Consider the following 14,582-nt stretch of genomic DNA (forward strand, 5'->3'; position numbering starts at 1 on the left):
CTCGCTACGGAATGAATGATAGGGGAGCTGACTCATTTGTTAAAACGAATAAAACGGATTATGATAATCGGAAAATATGATTAATCTTTTTCTGAGGGCATTATGAGCAAATTACCTAGCCTAAAAAATCTGACGTACTTGCTGGCATTGCACCAACACCAAAACTTTAACCGTGCGGCGCAGGCCTGTCATGTCAGCCAATCCACCTTGAGCAGCGGCATCCAAAATTTAGAAGAACTGCTGGGGTGTCAGCTCATTGAACGTGATCATAAGTCATTTCTTTTTACCGGACTTGGGGAAGAAATTGTCACGCAAGCACGCCGTATTCTCACCGCAAGTGAGGAACTCCTGCACTTCGCCCAAAGCCAAGGCAAAGTAATGGAAGGCCCACTACGGTTGGGCTGCATTCCAACCATTGCGCCTTTTCTGCTCGGCGACCTGACCAAACATATTCATCAACATCATCCTTTGCTACAACTACAGATTCGCGAAGACACCACGCAGACCCTCTTACAGTTGCTGCGCGACGGTGAGCTTGATGTTGTGGTACTTGCTTTACCGATGGACTTACAAGGCAATCAAAGCTATCTGCTAGGCCGCGACCCATTCAAATTGGTGATGCACAAGTCACTTGCCGAGACACTCAGCGAGCCAGTGGTGTACAACCAGTTACCTGATGCGTCGATCTTCTTATTAGAAAAAGAGCATTGCCTCAGCGGCCACGCCGTTGCCGCCTGTGAGCTGGCGGATTCCACCAAGATCAACCCATTTACCGCAACCAGTTTGCATAGTCTCGTACAAATGGCCGATGCAGGTCTGGGGGCCACCTTTATTCCGCAAATGGCGATCGACCGCGGTATTCTCAACGGTACCGACTTAGTTGCCCTACAACCGACCGGACAGCAGGCTTCTCGAGACATAGGCTTGGTTTATCGTGGCACCACCAACCGCCGTCAGACCTTCCGCAAGCTAGCTGAAATTATTGCGGACTTGTTACCTGAACGTACCTTGCCGTAGGATAGAAATTATTCAATTTATTACCGACTGAGGATCTTCACATGTCACGTACCACTCAGACCGCTTTCGTTACGTTGACCAGCGCACTAAGTTTATGTGTGGCGCTCTGGCAACCGGCCTATGGCCAAACGGCTGCTACCGAGCGCCATCAGGTGAACGCTACCACCGTTGCCGAAGGGCTGAATTTTCCTTGGGGGCTGGCGTTTTTGCCAAATGGTGACGCGCTGATTACCGAAAAATCAGGAAGTCTGCGCCGCGTTAGTCCAAATGGTGCCATCAGCGCCCCTATCAAAGGCGTGCCTGACGTGGTCTATAAGAGCCAAGGCGGGCTACTTGATGTCGCCATTGATCCTAACTTCGCAGACACACCATGGGTTTACCTAAGCTACGCTGAAGCCGATCCAGCAGGAGGCGACGGCAACAGTACCGCTGTCGCCCGCGGCAAACTCAACGGCAATGCTTTAACCGACGTCACCGTCATTTTCCGCGGTGCACCTAAATACAAAAGTGGTGCCCACTTCGGTTCGCGTTTAGTGTTTTCGCCACAGGGACACCTCTTTATTACCTTAGGCGACCGCTATTCGGCGATGGATGATGCGCAAACCCTCGACAACCACCATGGTAAGGTCGTCCGCATTTGGCCTGATGGCAGCATTCCAAAAGATAACCCTTTTGTGCGGGATGATGGCGCCTTAGATGCGATTTGGTCCTATGGTCATCGCAACGTCCAAGGGGCGGCGATTCACCCAGAAACCGGTGCCTTGTGGACCGTGGAACATGGCCCCAAAGGCGGTGATGAAATCAATATTCCAGAGGCAGGGAAAAACTACGGCTGGCCGATTGCCACCTATGGTGTGGACTATGATGGCAGTGTTATTAGCGATCAAACCCACGCTGAAGGTACTGTGCAACCGCACTACTACTGGGTTCCCTCAATTGCCACATCGAATATGATTTTCTACACTGGCGATATGTTCCCGGCTTGGCAAGGCGATGCGCTGATTGCGGCCTTAAAAGGTGCCAAAGTAGCGCGACTTGATCTTGATGGTGAGCGCGTTATGCATGAAGAGAGTTTGTTTGCTGAGCTTATTCAGCAACGGATCCGTGACATCGCCCAAGGTCCTGATGGGGCGATTTACCTGATTACCGATGATCGCAACGGTCGCTTTATCAGGATCACAAACGCTGCTGAGTAACTATTATGCCGTCTCCATCGTTGTTGACGCTCGCGCTCAGCGCGAGCGTCAGTATGGCCAGTACCGCCACCCCCACATCTGCTGAACGCGCCGAGGTTAACGTTGAGCGCCTGCAAATCAATGCCTCTCAACCTTTGATAAGCCGTTCGTTGCCTGCAGCAATCACTCACCGCAGCACCGATGCGCAACTGCCTGGGCCGCGTATTGATGCGGATGAGCTGTTGCAAGGCATCGCTGGGGTACAAAGTGATTCACGCGCCAACTATGCACAAGACACGCGCATCAGTATGCGTGGATTTGGCGCGCGTTCAGCTTTTGGCGTACGGGGAGTGTTATTACAGCTCGACGGGGTACCGCTAAGCATGCCGGACGGCCAAGCACAAACGTCAAGCATCTTGCTCGACGAACCTGATAACGTGCAAATCATTCGTGGCCCGCTCGCCGTATTGTATGGTAACGCCGCAGGAGGGGTGATCCACTGGCAAAGCGCTGCTCCGCAAGCAACAACGAGTACCCTAAACGTTGCACAAGGCGCAAACGCCCTCATCCGTGCACAGGCACAACACGACTGGCACGAGAACGAGCAGGCCTTGCGCATCATGGCCTCTCATTTTCGCACCGACGGCCCACGCGCGCACAACCAAGCTCGCCGTAGTCATGTTGCGGGTCGCTGGTATCGTCAGCTCAGTCCAACCACGCAACTCATCTTACGCTATGACAACAGCAATGCACCGCTGCTCGAAGACCCAGGCGCTTTAACGCCCGATGACTGGCGTAACGATCCCAGCCAAACCATTGCTCGCGCCAGCACTTACAACACGCGCAAAGCCATTCAGCATGAGCAACTATCGACCAGTATCACTTATCAAGAAGACGCGCATGCGGCAGATATCACCTTATGGCGAGGCTGGCGCGCGATTGAACAATATTTGCCGTTTCAAGGTGACGACCTCACCAGTAGCGGCGCCGTCATTGATTTAAAGCGCGACTTTATCGGCATTCACAGTGATTATCATTGGACCCCAAGTACACTACCTGACTGGCAGCTTAGTGCCGGATTTCAACTTGCGCAGCAAAACGACCGGCGCTTTGGTTTTGTGAATAACTTCGGCGAAAAAGGCGCGTTACGCCGCAATGAGGACAGCAACGTTGAAGCCCAGTCGGCGTACGTTCTCTCCAATTGGCAACTGGCACCACGTTGGCAATGGCTGTTGGGAACACGCTACCAACACACGCAATTTACCGTGAATGATAGCTACATTACCCCAGACAACCCTGACGATAGTGGTCGTACCGCCATGCAAGACTGGAGTTGGATGAGTGGCCTGCATTATCAACTAACGCCGAGCTGGTCGGTTTATCTCAGTCGCGGCGCCGGTTTTGAAACGCCAACATTAACCGAGATGGCGTATCGCAACAACGCTACCGGCCTGAATACTGAACTTAAGCCAGCCCGCAATTTACAATGGGAGATCGGGCAAAAGTGGCAACGTCACAACCTCCAAGCTCAATTGGTCGGTTACCACATTACCACTTACGATGAATTGGTCGTCGATCAAAGCATTGACGGCCGCACAACCTATAAAAATGCTGCTGAGACCGAGCGCCAAGGGCTTGAACTTGACCTGCAGCTTTCCTTCACACCTCACTGGACAACACAATTCAATGCACATGCGCTCGATGCGACCTACAGCGATGGTCGTCGTTTACCAGGTGTGGCTGAACGACAAGCTTATTGGCAATTCGAGTGGCAACCCAGCAGCGCGCACCAAGTCCGGCTCATTGGGAGCTATCGTGGCACGATTTCAGCCAATGAAGACATGACCGTCATTGCGCCAAGTGCAACGCTTTGGCATCTCGCGTACCAAGGCGACTGGCGCTGGCAAGACCTAGAACTAGGACCATGGCTCAAATTACATAACCTCACCGACCGAGATTACGTGGGGGCTGTGGTGGTCAATCAAGGAAGCGGACGAGCATTTGAACCGGGCGTCGGCCGTGAACTACAAGCGGGCATAACGATTCGTTATGTTTGGTAACATTTCCACGCTTACCTGCGACGTTAAACGTGTTAGCTTATTTGCAGCAACATGAATCATACACTTCTGGGTTCAATGGAAGGAAAATCAAACTATGACCATTCAGTGGGTCGCTCCAGAGCAGAGCTACCGCTCCTATTTACAGCTTCACTCTCTGTTTTCGATGCTGATCTTGGGCGCTATTGGCATCGCGCTTTACCTGTTTGAGGTCACACCTATTAATCTTGTTCCTTGGTGGGTGCTGGTGCTGATTTGGCTGCTTTTAACCCTATTCTTCAGCGTGTTTTTCGCCTCTCGTCGCTTTCTGTTTACTGCATATGCCCGTACTGAAGAGGCCATGCACCTCAAACATGGAGCCTTGTTTCGCAGTATTCGCGCGGTACCTCTCAATCGCATTCAACATGTCGAATACAAGCAAGCTTTTCTCGAACGACTCTTTGGCATTGCTCGCCTGGCAATCTATACCGCCGGTAGTGGTGGCGCTGACTTAACCCTACCAGGCTTGGCACCTGATGTTGCCATGCGCTTTAAAGAGGAACTGCTAACCACCATCGCCAACGAGCCGACGGAGGACGTTGACGGCAATGAGTGAACTCGCTTGGCAACGCACACCTTTGCTCACCATGGCGTTCTTTTTCTTTCGCCAAATCAAGCAACTGGTGACCAACTTATCGAATCTGCTACCGGCGTTTTTAGGGATCTTTGTTGCGGTAAAAAACAACATCTGGCTGCTTTATATTTTTATTGGCGGCTACGTCGTTTTCATTATTATCAATGCGATTTTACAGCAACGCTTTTATTGGTATGCCATCGCCGATGATGCCGTGCATGTAAAGACGGGCGTGCTCAACCGGCAACACTTAACGCTCAAATACGAACGTATCCAACAAGCAGAAATTCATCAGACTTGGTATTTCCGCCCCTTTGGCTTAACGCTACTCAATGTTGATAGTGCCGGCTCTGCGGGCAAAGAAGTGATGATTCCAGGATTATCGCTCGAGCGTGCGCATTACTTACGCCAGCAAATGCTCGAGACACAAACACAAGCGCCCCAAACTTCTGGCGCCCCAACCACGCCTGCTGAGGAGCCTGGGTTCCGGCAACACTTCTCCACCGCAGAAATTATTCGGGCCGGCATTATTGATAACAAACTCTTCGTATTGCTGGCCTTGCTGTTGTATCCCGCAGGACAATTTGATGTGTTCGATAATTACATCGAGCCTTGGTTGGATCAGCACCTCTCATGGTTTTCTCAGGACACCGCTTGGTTGCTGGTGGTGCTGATTTTCGTCGTACCTATACTGGTGTTATTTATCCTCGCAATCGTCGTTAGCTTAGTGCTGTTTCACGATCTCACCGTCACCATTGAGGGCGATCGCTTTCAGGCCCGCTCCGGCGCGTTTACCATTCGCACCCTTAGTTTTCGTTATCCGAAATTACAAGCGGTCCGTATTCGCCGCAATTTGCGCGCGCGCCTGCTCAATCGCAGCGTACTCAAAGTCAGTCAACTCCAACCTCGACAAAGCGCCGGACAACCTTCAGCACAACAATTCATGCTGCCGGTTGTCGCACCTGCATTACTCGCAACCTTACGCGAATACCTACGGCTACCTAACGCCACCGACGTGCATTGGCAGCGTTTGTCGACCTTAGCATTACTCAAACCCAGCTTGTGGGTAGCCGTGCTGACGCCCGGGGCGCTGGCGTTTGCCTACTTCGCGCTAGAGCTGGAACAGTACAGTTTCATTTTTGCTGGTGGCCTGTGGCTTGTGCTACAAGTGTACTTTACCTTGCGCTGGTACAACTATAGGTACACCTTTGCCAGTACCTCGCGCGAGCAGTGGTTTGCGGTGCGACGCGGGGTAATTGGCCGTAGTGAAAATTGGTACCCACGCCATAAAATACAACAGATTGATGTGGTGCAAGGGCCTTGGTTACGTATGTTGGGCTTTCACCATTTAATCCTGCATACCGCGGCGGGGAGTGAGACGATTAAATATCTTCCCAGTGAGAAGGCGCTCGAGCTACAGCGTGATTGGACGCACGCTATTGCCAGCAGTCATCGCCGCTGGATGTAACATCAGGAGCAGAAACATGTATACCGATCATGACGTAAACGCTGCTGTCAGTGCAAATATCATCAGCCAAGCACAAGCTGATGCGCTACGCCAGTTTGTCGAAAGCGAACGCGCCACGCAATTGCAAGACGAAGAGTACGTGCGCTTTGTCAGTGGCTTTAACGATATTTTCGTGGTGATTGCCGCAGGTGTCGCATTGGCCGCACTCTGGTCGCTGGGCAACCTCGTTGGCGCTTGGCTTGGGGGGGCCTTAGTGGCAACCACCAGTTGGGGCCTCGCCGAATACTTTACCCGTAAACGTCAAATGGCTTTACCGTCTATCTTCTTATTGCTGACATGCTTGGGCGGGGTGTTTTTGGGCACTGTCGTTACCCTCACCACGCTGCAACCCGAGTCAGCCTTTGGACCTATTGCAGCCTTTGCATTAAGCGCGATTGTGGCTATCGTGCATTGGTTCCGCTTCCGTGTTCCGATCACCTTAGCCGCGATACTTGCAACGAGTATTGGCGTGGCACTTTCCTTATTGGTTGCCGTCTTTGCATTTTCAGAGGTGGTGTTTAAACTTGGGCTCTTTAGTGCAGGGGTGATCACTTTCATCTTAGCCCTACGCTGGGATCGTAGTGATGTTGCACGCCAAACACGGCGGGCTGACGTAGCATTTTGGCTGCATTTGTTGGCGGCACCCTTGCTGGTTCACCCTATTTTTGTCACGCTTGCAGGGGCAACCTTCGACGCCGGCTATTTGCAGGCAGGATTAACCATCCTTGGCTATGCCGTACTGGCCATGATTTCGCTGATCATTGATCGGCGCGCCTTAATGATCTCAGCATTATCTTATGTGATTTATGTGTTCAGCAAGGTATTGGCCAGCGTTGGCCTGATCCATGAAGGCACCGCGGTGATCGGCTTAGTGATTGGGGCTGGCTTGCTGCTGCTGTCGGTATTCTGGCATCCATTACGTCGTAAACTGGTACAACGCTTACCGCAACGGTTCGCGGCGCAGGTACCTGCGGCACACTAAAAAGTGAAAGGAGAGGGCGGTAGCGCCTGAAACGCTGCCGCCTTGGTCCATTTTAAGCCTTCTTGACGAACTCGGTTTTGAGCTTCATCGGGCCGATGCCATCAATTTTACAATCAATGTCATGATCCCCTTCGTCGGTAAGGCGAATATTCTTCACTTTGGTGCCGACCTTTACAACCAATGACGAGCCTTTGACCTTCAAATCTTTAATGACTGTCACGGTATCGCCATCTTGCAACTCGTTGCCGTTGGCGTCGCGATACACTTTGCCTACTTCAACAGGCTCATTCGCTGACCACTCGTGGCCGCACTCTGGGCACACAAGCATCGCGCCATCTTCGTAGGCGTAAGGTGATTCACATTTTGGACATGCAGGTAATTGGCTCATGATGGCTTCCTAGAAGGTTTGGCTGAAACATAGATGGTTATCTCGCCTTCAATGACCAAGGTACCGTCACTTCGATACCCGCGAACACGTACTGGTAGGTCGCCTGGATGCCATGCGTCGGCAGACGTTTCAGCAGTAATACGAATGTCACTGTCAGCTTTGGCGGTGTAGTTTACCGACATTCCCTTAGGAATCCAGCGCAAATGCTTCGGAATGCTCGCTTCGGCTAACGCTCCCATAGCCATTTCAAGCCCGTTACAGAGCGCAATGGCATGCACAGTCCCAATATGATTCTCGACCGCTTTGCGCTTTTTGAAGCGTAATTCACAAAAGTTTGGCTTTAACTCCGTAATAAGCGGTCTGATACTGCGAAAATAAGGCGCTTTGCGGGCGAAAAACCACGAAAACAGCTGGCGTCCAAAAGGGTACGCCAAGCATTTCTGGTACAACCGTAACACGTAATTGTCGGTCATGACCCACCTATTAAATATTCAGCAGTAAGAAACCAAAACCAATGCGATTTTGACGGTGATTGTAATCTAATAAGGTTTCACCGTAGCCCGAGAAGAACTGGATATAAAAACGTAGTCCGTCAGGCTTATCGCTGTTCACTGGATGGGTAAAGTCGACCTGCCACGAGCCACGGTCCCACGAGAATTCACGGGTAATGCGGGTGACACTGTAGGTACTTAAGTCATTGCGCCAAGACAATTTATTCTCAAAGTTACCGCGATAGCGCACGAGATCAGGGTTATCGTCGTCGTCACCGGTTTCATTTACGCGTTGCTTCCAGGTGGTTTCCCACAAGAGATCACCCCATTCAACAGCACCGCCAAAGTGAAAGTAGTTCCAGCTGCGTGAGCTTGGCTTGGTTTGACCATTGGATTCATGCGCAAAACCTACTTTGGCAAAGCGCACCCGTGCGTCGCCAGGAATAAAGTCGAAATCCTCTGACCAAGGCACGATATAAAACACATCAGGGTTATAATTGGTACTACGGAAAGGCGAGGAGTCATCATGGTTCCAGGCCTGCCATAGCGATTTTTGCGTATAAGAAACCCAAAGATCGGCATTAGGCAGTAAGAAGTCCTCAAACAACTTCGTTCGCAACGAAATTTGTAGCTTCACTTCGTTCGGCTTGTAACTATCGAGTGGATCAGATGGCCCTCGGGTCGGTGACTCAGGCTGCACGTTAATGTCCGAGCTGTGATGTACCGGCAACAAAAAGTTGGGCTGATAGGTGCGCAGTTGAAAAATGCCGCGCTTTTGGTCCTCACCGAGCTCCCAGAAACGGCCGACGATGTCGTCACTGACAAACTCTTCGGGGGTGACCCCTTCCTCTTTATCTTTAGCATCCGAGACATCTTGTGCAAACACCGGAGTGACGGACCAGATGGCTAAACTTAGTACCGCGATCGCTCGAAACATGATTCATCCCTTAAACATCAACAAAATAGCGTTCAACTAAATCAGCACCACAAAGCAGTGCCGGGGTGTAATAGCCACCTTTAGGCTGTTGTTGCAAAATAAAGCAGGCCACATCGACAGCGCCTCGACTGGTTAATTTATAGCCGTTCATTACTTTAAATTGCTGACTGACAGTCTTCCCGTTCGCGGCACGCGCCTCGCCCCACACATAGGTGATCGCCTCTTCCAATTGGCGTTCACTCGGGCCAGCAGGCTGCTGTTCCACTTTCTTCTGTAAGTAGTTTTTAACCCATTCAAAGCGCAGCAACCAGCGCCAGGCGTTCAGCCGTTGCAGCCGCTTCACCAGCTTTGGTGAAGCCGGTACATAGACCTCGATGGACGGAATCGCCGTCGTATAAAACGCCGTGGATACATCGCCCCACGGAATCGTCATCGCTAACTTCTCGCCAGCCCCAAAATCAATCGTTCGCGTTTGATAGGCTAAAGGTACGGCAACGATGTTACCGTTTTGTCTCACCGCGCCACCTTCTCCCAATCGACGGACACTGGTTTTTGCGGTACCACGGCTCATTCGAGAGGTGGAGTCAAAGCCCAACTGTAGTGCGACGGCATCGGGCAGCTGCTGCTTCAACTGGGCCGCCATACAATCCGTCGGAATAACATCAAAGCCGACACCTGGGCACAACACAACGCCGGCCTGTTGCGCTTGTTCATGCTTCGCATGCGCGAGCTCAAAGACATCTATTTCACCAGTAATATCAAGATAATGCGTTCCTGTTGCTAAGCAGGCATCGATCATTGGTGCGGCGGTAAGTTCAAAAGGCCCCGCGCAGTGCAAAACAAGGTCGTGTTCAGCAAGCGCTGCGCGCAACTTTTGTGGATCATCTAGCGCCAGCACCAGATAAGGTAAATCAAGACGCTCGGCGACTGCCTTTAACTTTTCGCCATTACGACCAGCTAATACAGGCTGCTCGCCTCGCTCTTTCGCATAAGCGGCAATAAGCTCGCCGGTGTAACCATAAGCTCCATAGATCATCCACGACATTCCAACCCCCTATTTATTGCGTTGACGGTTCACGTACGCCTCTGCACTTTCCCGGCGCGCTACCCTAGCCACATCTTTGGCGACAATAGTCTTGCCAATCGGCATTAAGGCAATGACCGCCAATTTGAAGTGCTGAATTCCAAACGGAATTCCGATGATGGTGATAAACATAAACACCATTGAGGCGAGGTGCCCAAGCGCCAGCCACCAACCAAAGAAGATCAACCACAGAATGTTGCCAATCAGTCCTAGGGGACTTGTTCCCACGTCACCTCGCAAGGTTAAGTCACGGCGACTAATGGCCTCATAGCCAAAGGGTAAAAACGCAAAGCGCCCGATAACGAAACAAGCTTTCGCCCACGGGATGCCGATAATGGAGACCATTGCGATTAGACCAGCAAGCCACCAACCTAGCCCCATTACAAAACCGCCAAAAATTAACCAAAGAATATTACCTAACAGCGCCATAAGTACCTCAAGATCGACAATAGTGTAACGCCCTCTACTTTCGCACAGTTCAACAAGAACGCAAAACTCAAGTAAACGAACTCGCAAAATCGTAAAGATTAGCTACGCTTAATGTCGGAAGTTAATTCAAAAACAGAGGGTTATTACATGAAAAACACGAATCGTTTAGCACTTATTGCTCTATTTTCAGGTTTGACCTTAGCAGCGTGTAGCCCTGCAGAGCAGGACAAAGCAGAAGATAAAGCTGAGCAAACCATGGAAGAAGCTCAAGCCACAGCCAACGACATGGCCAATGATGCAGAGCAGGCTGCCGAAGACGGCGCAGATGCTGCTGGCGATGCATGGGATGATACCAAAGATGCTGCAGGCGACGCTTGGGATGAAACCAAACAAGCAGCAGGCAGCGCCTGGGATGAAACCAAACAGGCTGCCGGCAAAGCAGGCGACTTTCTTAGTGATGCCGCCATCACAGGTCGCGTGAAAGCAGCACTTGTCGATGCCGAGCAAGTGGACGCCATGAGCATCAATGTTGAAACCATTAACGGTAGCGTTGTGCTCAGCGGTGTTGTCGCAACAGCAGATATGGCTGACCTTGCAGCACAAATCGCAGGCGGTATTGAAGGTGTAAAATCTGTTGAGAACGACATCGAAGTTCAAAACTAAAGCTTCTTCAATTATTACAAATGCAAAAGCTCGCTCAATAGATTACTGAGCGAGCTTTTTTGTATCCCAAAAAGCTGTACATACAACGCAGGCTAATTCAACCCCATCCAAACTTTTTACTGTGAATTATTTGAAATTTTAGCTAATCTTCAAATTGTTGTTCGCTTTTTTAGTTATTTTTAAACAATTAAGCAACAAGTTTGTTTTCGCGAAAAACAAAAATTATAACGATCTAGGGATTACTAAAATGAAACAAACCAATCGCATTGCTAAATCAATTCGTTTAGCTTTAGCATTCGGTGCAACTTCTACTTTGCTATCTACGGGCGCTTATGCTCAAGATACCGCACCACAAGATGAAGACGCTCAAGCCGAAGAAAAAGCAGAAAAAATCACTGTTGTTGGTTCACGTATCCGTACCGACGGTCTCGAGAACTCGACACCTATCGAAATCATTTCTACAGAAATTGCCGTTGATCAAGGTCTTACCACACTTGGTGAATTGCTACGGACCTCAACCATCGCTTCAGGTTCGAACCAGTTAACTGCAGCAATGTCTGTCGGTAATGTTACCGCTGGTGGTGCAGGTAACGAATCCATCTCAATGCGTGGCTTAGGTTCAAACCGGACGTTGGTACTTTTGAACGGCCGTCGTGCCGGTCCCGCAGGTACACGAGGTCAAGTTGCTGCGTTTGACATGAACTCAATCCCAGTCTCTGCGGTTGAACGTGTTGAAATCCTAAAAGACGGCGCATCTTCACTTTACGGTTCAGATGCGATTGCCGGGGTAATCAACATCATCACCAAACGTGGTGACGAGTCAGCGATTAACTTCAGCGCAAACCAGCCAACTGAGTCAGGTGGTGAAAACTACCGTCTCAACGGTACTTATGGTCAAGCATTTGATCGCGGTTCATACCGTTTAGTTGCTGATTACCGCTTACAAAAAGAAATGGCACGTGGCGACCGTGACCACTTTGCTTGTGGCCAGCGTTACTTATTTGACGCTGAAACAGGCGAACGTGCAGATCCTATCGACCCACGTACCAACGATTACCACTGTAATGACTTGCCTTACGGCATGTGGCTTTGGGATGCTGGCGCAGGCAACTATACCTCGACCATCCAAAACTACGACTATGACGGCTTACGTGCGGCCGCAGGTTTACCTACCTACGATCCACAACAGCCAGGTGATATTGCAGCGCCTGATGGTTGGTACCCGGTAGGTTATAGCCGTGAAACAGACGGTTGGTTGGACGCGGATCACCCGTTCCAAGACCTTCAAACCATGGTCCCACGTACCGAGTCATGGTCAATTTACGGTCAAGTTGAATATGACTTAACTGACTCAATTAGCATGTACGGTGAACTTCTTCACAGCGTACGTGAAACGAAAATCAACAGCTACCGTCAATTCTGGGAACCCTTCATTCCAGCATGGGCTGGCTTAGTTGATGGTTGGGATGGTTACGTTTACCTCGACCCAACAGCAGTAACCGATCACTCAGGTAGCACCACCACCATCGATTACACGCGTGGCGTGTTAGGCCTTGAAGGTTCTCTTGGCTTCTGGACTTGGGATGTTTCATGGCAGCGCAGCTTAAACAGCGGTACGTATGACACGAAGATCATCTACCAAGATGCCTTAGAAATGGCTGCCAATGCAGTTTGGGGTGATCCGTGTGAAGGTGAACTTACACCAATTTCAAAGCGTGAGTGTTACGCTATCGATTTCTGGGATCCTGAATACGTTCGCGGTAACTTCGACCAAGGTACGCGTGACTTCTTATTCGGTATGGACTTCGGGAAAACCATCTATAAGCAAGATGCGATTGATGCGTACATGACCGGTGATTTGTTTGACTTGCCTGCAGGTACGGTTGCGACCGCATTTGGTGTGGCCTATCAGACCGATGAGATCGTCGACACCCCTGGGGAAGCAACGCTTTCACAAAACTCTTGGGGGATGACAAGCGCAGGCATCACGGCAGGTCGTCAATCGACCAAAGCAGCGTACGTTGAATTCCAAGTTCCATTACTGCGCGACTTACCTGCTGTTAAACAGTTTGACTTAACAACCTCTGCGCGTTGGACCGACGTAAACACCTACGGTAGTGATACCACGTACAAACTTGGTATCAACTGGGCCATCAACGATGACCTTCGTGTACGTGCTTCACGTGGTACGTCATTCCGTTCACCAGCATTGTTCGAGTTGTACTTAGGTGATCAATCATCATTCTTCGATCAGCGTAGCGATCCATGCTGGAACTGGGCAGAACGTGTTGAAAACGGCACCATCAACCCAACTGTTCTGGAAAACTGTCAAGCTGACGGCATCCCCGGTGATTATGCACAAGACTTCGGTTCAGGTACTGCCTATACCGGTGGTGGCGCAGGATCACTTAAAGCTGAAACCTCCGTTTATGAAGGTGTAGGTGTGGTATGGACAAGCCCTGAGAATACGTTCGCGGCGTCTGTCGACTACTACAAAGTTACTATTGAAAACCAAGTCGACGACATCACTGGTGTCGATATCTTGAATCAATGTTACTTGTCAGAGAACTTTGAAGACGAGCCGTTCTGTGACCGCTTCACGCGTAACGACGGTACTGAAACGGGTAACTGGGGTATTGACGAGGTTTACGGTGGTTACGTGAACATTGCGAGCCAATTCGTTCGTGGTATCGATGTGGTTGCTAGCTACCAAGATGATACTCCGGTCGGTTTCTTACGTCTTCGTGTGGATCACACCATCCAAATCGAGCGTGCATCACAACAGTTCGCAGATAGCGAAGTACTGGATAGTGTTGGCCTACTAGGTAGCCCACGCCATTCAGGCACCCTTACTGCGTCACTTGAGCGTGATGACTGGCGTTACACTTGGGCAACGCGCTATTTAAGCAGTGTCGAAAATTATGAGCGTTTCACGCGTGGTAACCTTACTACCTACCGTGGTTCAGACGTAACTTTCATCGCTGATGCACCAAGCACGTTCTACCACACAGCTTCAGTTTCAAAGACATTTGAAGACAACCTAGATGTTACCCTAGGTGTGACCAACATCTTTGATAAGAAGCCTCCGTACGGTAGTCCTTCTGCTGCATCAACTGTGGGTAACGCAATGTTGTATTCACAGTACGATCAACTTGGTCGCCAAGTCTTCTTAAACGTGATGTATAACTTTTAAGTAAGTCTAATTACAAACCAAGTTCGCAAATCAGGTCCGTGTTCAG

General features: G+C 50.4%; 13 protein-coding genes. 8 read left to right on the forward strand and 5 right to left on the reverse strand.

The genetic code is table 11. The features are described 5' to 3' along the window. Nucleotides 1–102 precede the first annotated feature (102 nt). The 6 genes from G535_RS0105350 to G535_RS0105375 all read left to right on the forward strand — a co-directional run bounded on the left by G535_RS0105350 (nucleotide 103) and on the right by G535_RS0105375 (nucleotide 7,351). A complete protein-coding gene (locus G535_RS0105350) occupies nucleotides 103–1,017 on the forward strand; it encodes a hydrogen peroxide-inducible genes activator (RefSeq protein ID WP_026861118.1) in 915 nt (304 codons plus the stop codon). A 41-nt stretch (nucleotides 1,018–1,058) separates the two neighbouring features. After that, on the forward strand, nucleotides 1,059–2,213 hold the full coding sequence (locus G535_RS0105355; protein ID WP_026861119.1) for a PQQ-dependent sugar dehydrogenase: 1,155 nt from the start codon (nucleotides 1,059–1,061) through the stop codon (nucleotides 2,211–2,213). A gap of 5 nt (nucleotides 2,214–2,218) precedes the next feature. Next, nucleotides 2,219–4,252, forward strand: a complete 2,034-nt coding sequence (locus tag G535_RS0105360) for a TonB-dependent receptor family protein (RefSeq protein ID WP_026861120.1) — start codon at nucleotides 2,219–2,221, stop codon at nucleotides 4,250–4,252. A 94-nt stretch (nucleotides 4,253–4,346) separates the two neighbouring features. After that, the gene (locus G535_RS13855; RefSeq protein ID WP_051206978.1) at nucleotides 4,347–4,844 is read left to right on the forward strand and encodes a PH domain-containing protein; all 498 of its coding nucleotides are present in this window, start codon (nucleotides 4,347–4,349) and stop codon (nucleotides 4,842–4,844) included. Next, complete coding sequence (locus G535_RS0105370; RefSeq protein WP_026861121.1) at nucleotides 4,837–6,330, forward strand: PH domain-containing protein; 1,494 nt, start codon at nucleotides 4,837–4,839, stop codon at nucleotides 6,328–6,330. Before G535_RS13855 ends, G535_RS0105370 begins: the two co-directional genes overlap by 8 nt. A gap of 16 nt (nucleotides 6,331–6,346) precedes the next feature. Beyond that, a complete protein-coding gene (locus tag G535_RS0105375) occupies nucleotides 6,347–7,351 on the forward strand; it encodes a hypothetical protein (protein ID WP_026861122.1) in 1,005 nt (334 codons plus the stop codon). A 52-nt stretch (nucleotides 7,352–7,403) separates the two neighbouring features. On the opposite strand, the gene G535_RS0105380 is transcribed toward G535_RS0105375, so the two are convergent. The 5 genes from G535_RS0105380 to G535_RS0105400 are packed head-to-tail and all read right to left on the reverse strand — an operon-like array spanning nucleotide 7,404 to nucleotide 10,680. Continuing rightward, nucleotides 7,404–7,739, reverse strand: coding sequence for a zinc ribbon domain-containing protein YjdM (locus tag G535_RS0105380; protein ID WP_026861123.1), 336 nt, complete (start codon nucleotides 7,737–7,739; stop codon nucleotides 7,404–7,406). Continuing rightward, nucleotides 7,736–8,212 carry a hotdog fold domain-containing protein gene (locus G535_RS0105385; RefSeq protein WP_026861124.1) on the reverse strand — a complete coding sequence of 159 codons (477 nt, stop codon included), beginning with the start codon at nucleotides 8,210–8,212 and terminating at the stop codon, nucleotides 7,736–7,738. The genes G535_RS0105380 and G535_RS0105385 overlap by 4 nt, the downstream gene beginning before the upstream one ends. A gap of 10 nt (nucleotides 8,213–8,222) precedes the next feature. Continuing rightward, nucleotides 8,223–9,167 carry a phospholipase A gene (locus tag G535_RS0105390; protein WP_026861125.1) on the reverse strand — a complete coding sequence of 315 codons (945 nt, stop codon included), beginning with the start codon at nucleotides 9,165–9,167 and terminating at the stop codon, nucleotides 8,223–8,225. A 10-nt stretch (nucleotides 9,168–9,177) separates the two neighbouring features. Continuing rightward, nucleotides 9,178–10,212, reverse strand: a complete 1,035-nt coding sequence (locus tag G535_RS0105395) for a saccharopine dehydrogenase family protein (RefSeq protein WP_026861126.1) — start codon at nucleotides 10,210–10,212, stop codon at nucleotides 9,178–9,180. A gap of 9 nt (nucleotides 10,213–10,221) precedes the next feature. Further along, complete coding sequence (locus tag G535_RS0105400) at nucleotides 10,222–10,680, reverse strand: YccF domain-containing protein (protein ID WP_026861127.1); 459 nt, start codon at nucleotides 10,678–10,680, stop codon at nucleotides 10,222–10,224. Between the two features lie 147 nt (nucleotides 10,681–10,827). Here G535_RS0105400 and G535_RS13860 point away from each other — a divergent pair, with 147 nt between their 5' ends. Continuing rightward, nucleotides 10,828–11,343 carry a BON domain-containing protein gene (locus G535_RS13860; RefSeq protein WP_051206979.1) on the forward strand — a complete coding sequence of 172 codons (516 nt, stop codon included), beginning with the start codon at nucleotides 10,828–10,830 and terminating at the stop codon, nucleotides 11,341–11,343. A 247-nt stretch (nucleotides 11,344–11,590) separates the two neighbouring features. Continuing rightward, nucleotides 11,591–14,536, forward strand: coding sequence for a TonB-dependent receptor domain-containing protein (locus tag G535_RS0105410; protein ID WP_026861128.1), 2,946 nt, complete (start codon nucleotides 11,591–11,593; stop codon nucleotides 14,534–14,536). Nucleotides 14,537–14,582: the final 46 nt, after the last annotated feature.

Source organism: Pseudidiomarina sediminum DSM 21906 (genome assembly GCF_000423165.1).
In the GTDB taxonomy this organism is placed as follows: domain Bacteria; phylum Pseudomonadota; class Gammaproteobacteria; order Enterobacterales; family Alteromonadaceae; genus Pseudidiomarina; species Pseudidiomarina sediminum.

Coding starts and splice junctions, on each gene's coding strand:
- G535_RS0105400 (WP_026861127.1), bottom strand. CDS start 10,680: ATGGCGCTGTTAGGTAATATTCTTTGGTTAATTTTTGGCGGTTTTGTA.
- G535_RS0105360 (WP_026861120.1), top strand. CDS start 2,219: ATGCCGTCTCCATCGTTGTTGACGCTCGCGCTCAGCGCGAGCGTCAGT.
- G535_RS13855 (WP_051206978.1), top strand. CDS start 4,347: ATGACCATTCAGTGGGTCGCTCCAGAGCAGAGCTACCGCTCCTATTTA.
- G535_RS0105355 (WP_026861119.1), top strand. CDS start 1,059: ATGTCACGTACCACTCAGACCGCTTTCGTTACGTTGACCAGCGCACTA.
- G535_RS0105350 (WP_026861118.1), top strand. CDS start 103: ATGAGCAAATTACCTAGCCTAAAAAATCTGACGTACTTGCTGGCATTG.
- G535_RS0105385 (WP_026861124.1), bottom strand. CDS start 8,212: ATGACCGACAATTACGTGTTACGGTTGTACCAGAAATGCTTGGCGTAC.
- G535_RS0105370 (WP_026861121.1), top strand. CDS start 4,837: ATGAGTGAACTCGCTTGGCAACGCACACCTTTGCTCACCATGGCGTTC.
- G535_RS0105375 (WP_026861122.1), top strand. CDS start 6,347: ATGTATACCGATCATGACGTAAACGCTGCTGTCAGTGCAAATATCATC.
- G535_RS0105395 (WP_026861126.1), bottom strand. CDS start 10,212: ATGTCGTGGATGATCTATGGAGCTTATGGTTACACCGGCGAGCTTATT.
- G535_RS0105380 (WP_026861123.1), bottom strand. CDS start 7,739: ATGAGCCAATTACCTGCATGTCCAAAATGTGAATCACCTTACGCCTAC.
- G535_RS13860 (WP_051206979.1), top strand. CDS start 10,828: ATGAAAAACACGAATCGTTTAGCACTTATTGCTCTATTTTCAGGTTTG.
- G535_RS0105390 (WP_026861125.1), bottom strand. CDS start 9,167: ATGTTTCGAGCGATCGCGGTACTAAGTTTAGCCATCTGGTCCGTCACT.
- G535_RS0105410 (WP_026861128.1), top strand. CDS start 11,591: ATGAAACAAACCAATCGCATTGCTAAATCAATTCGTTTAGCTTTAGCA.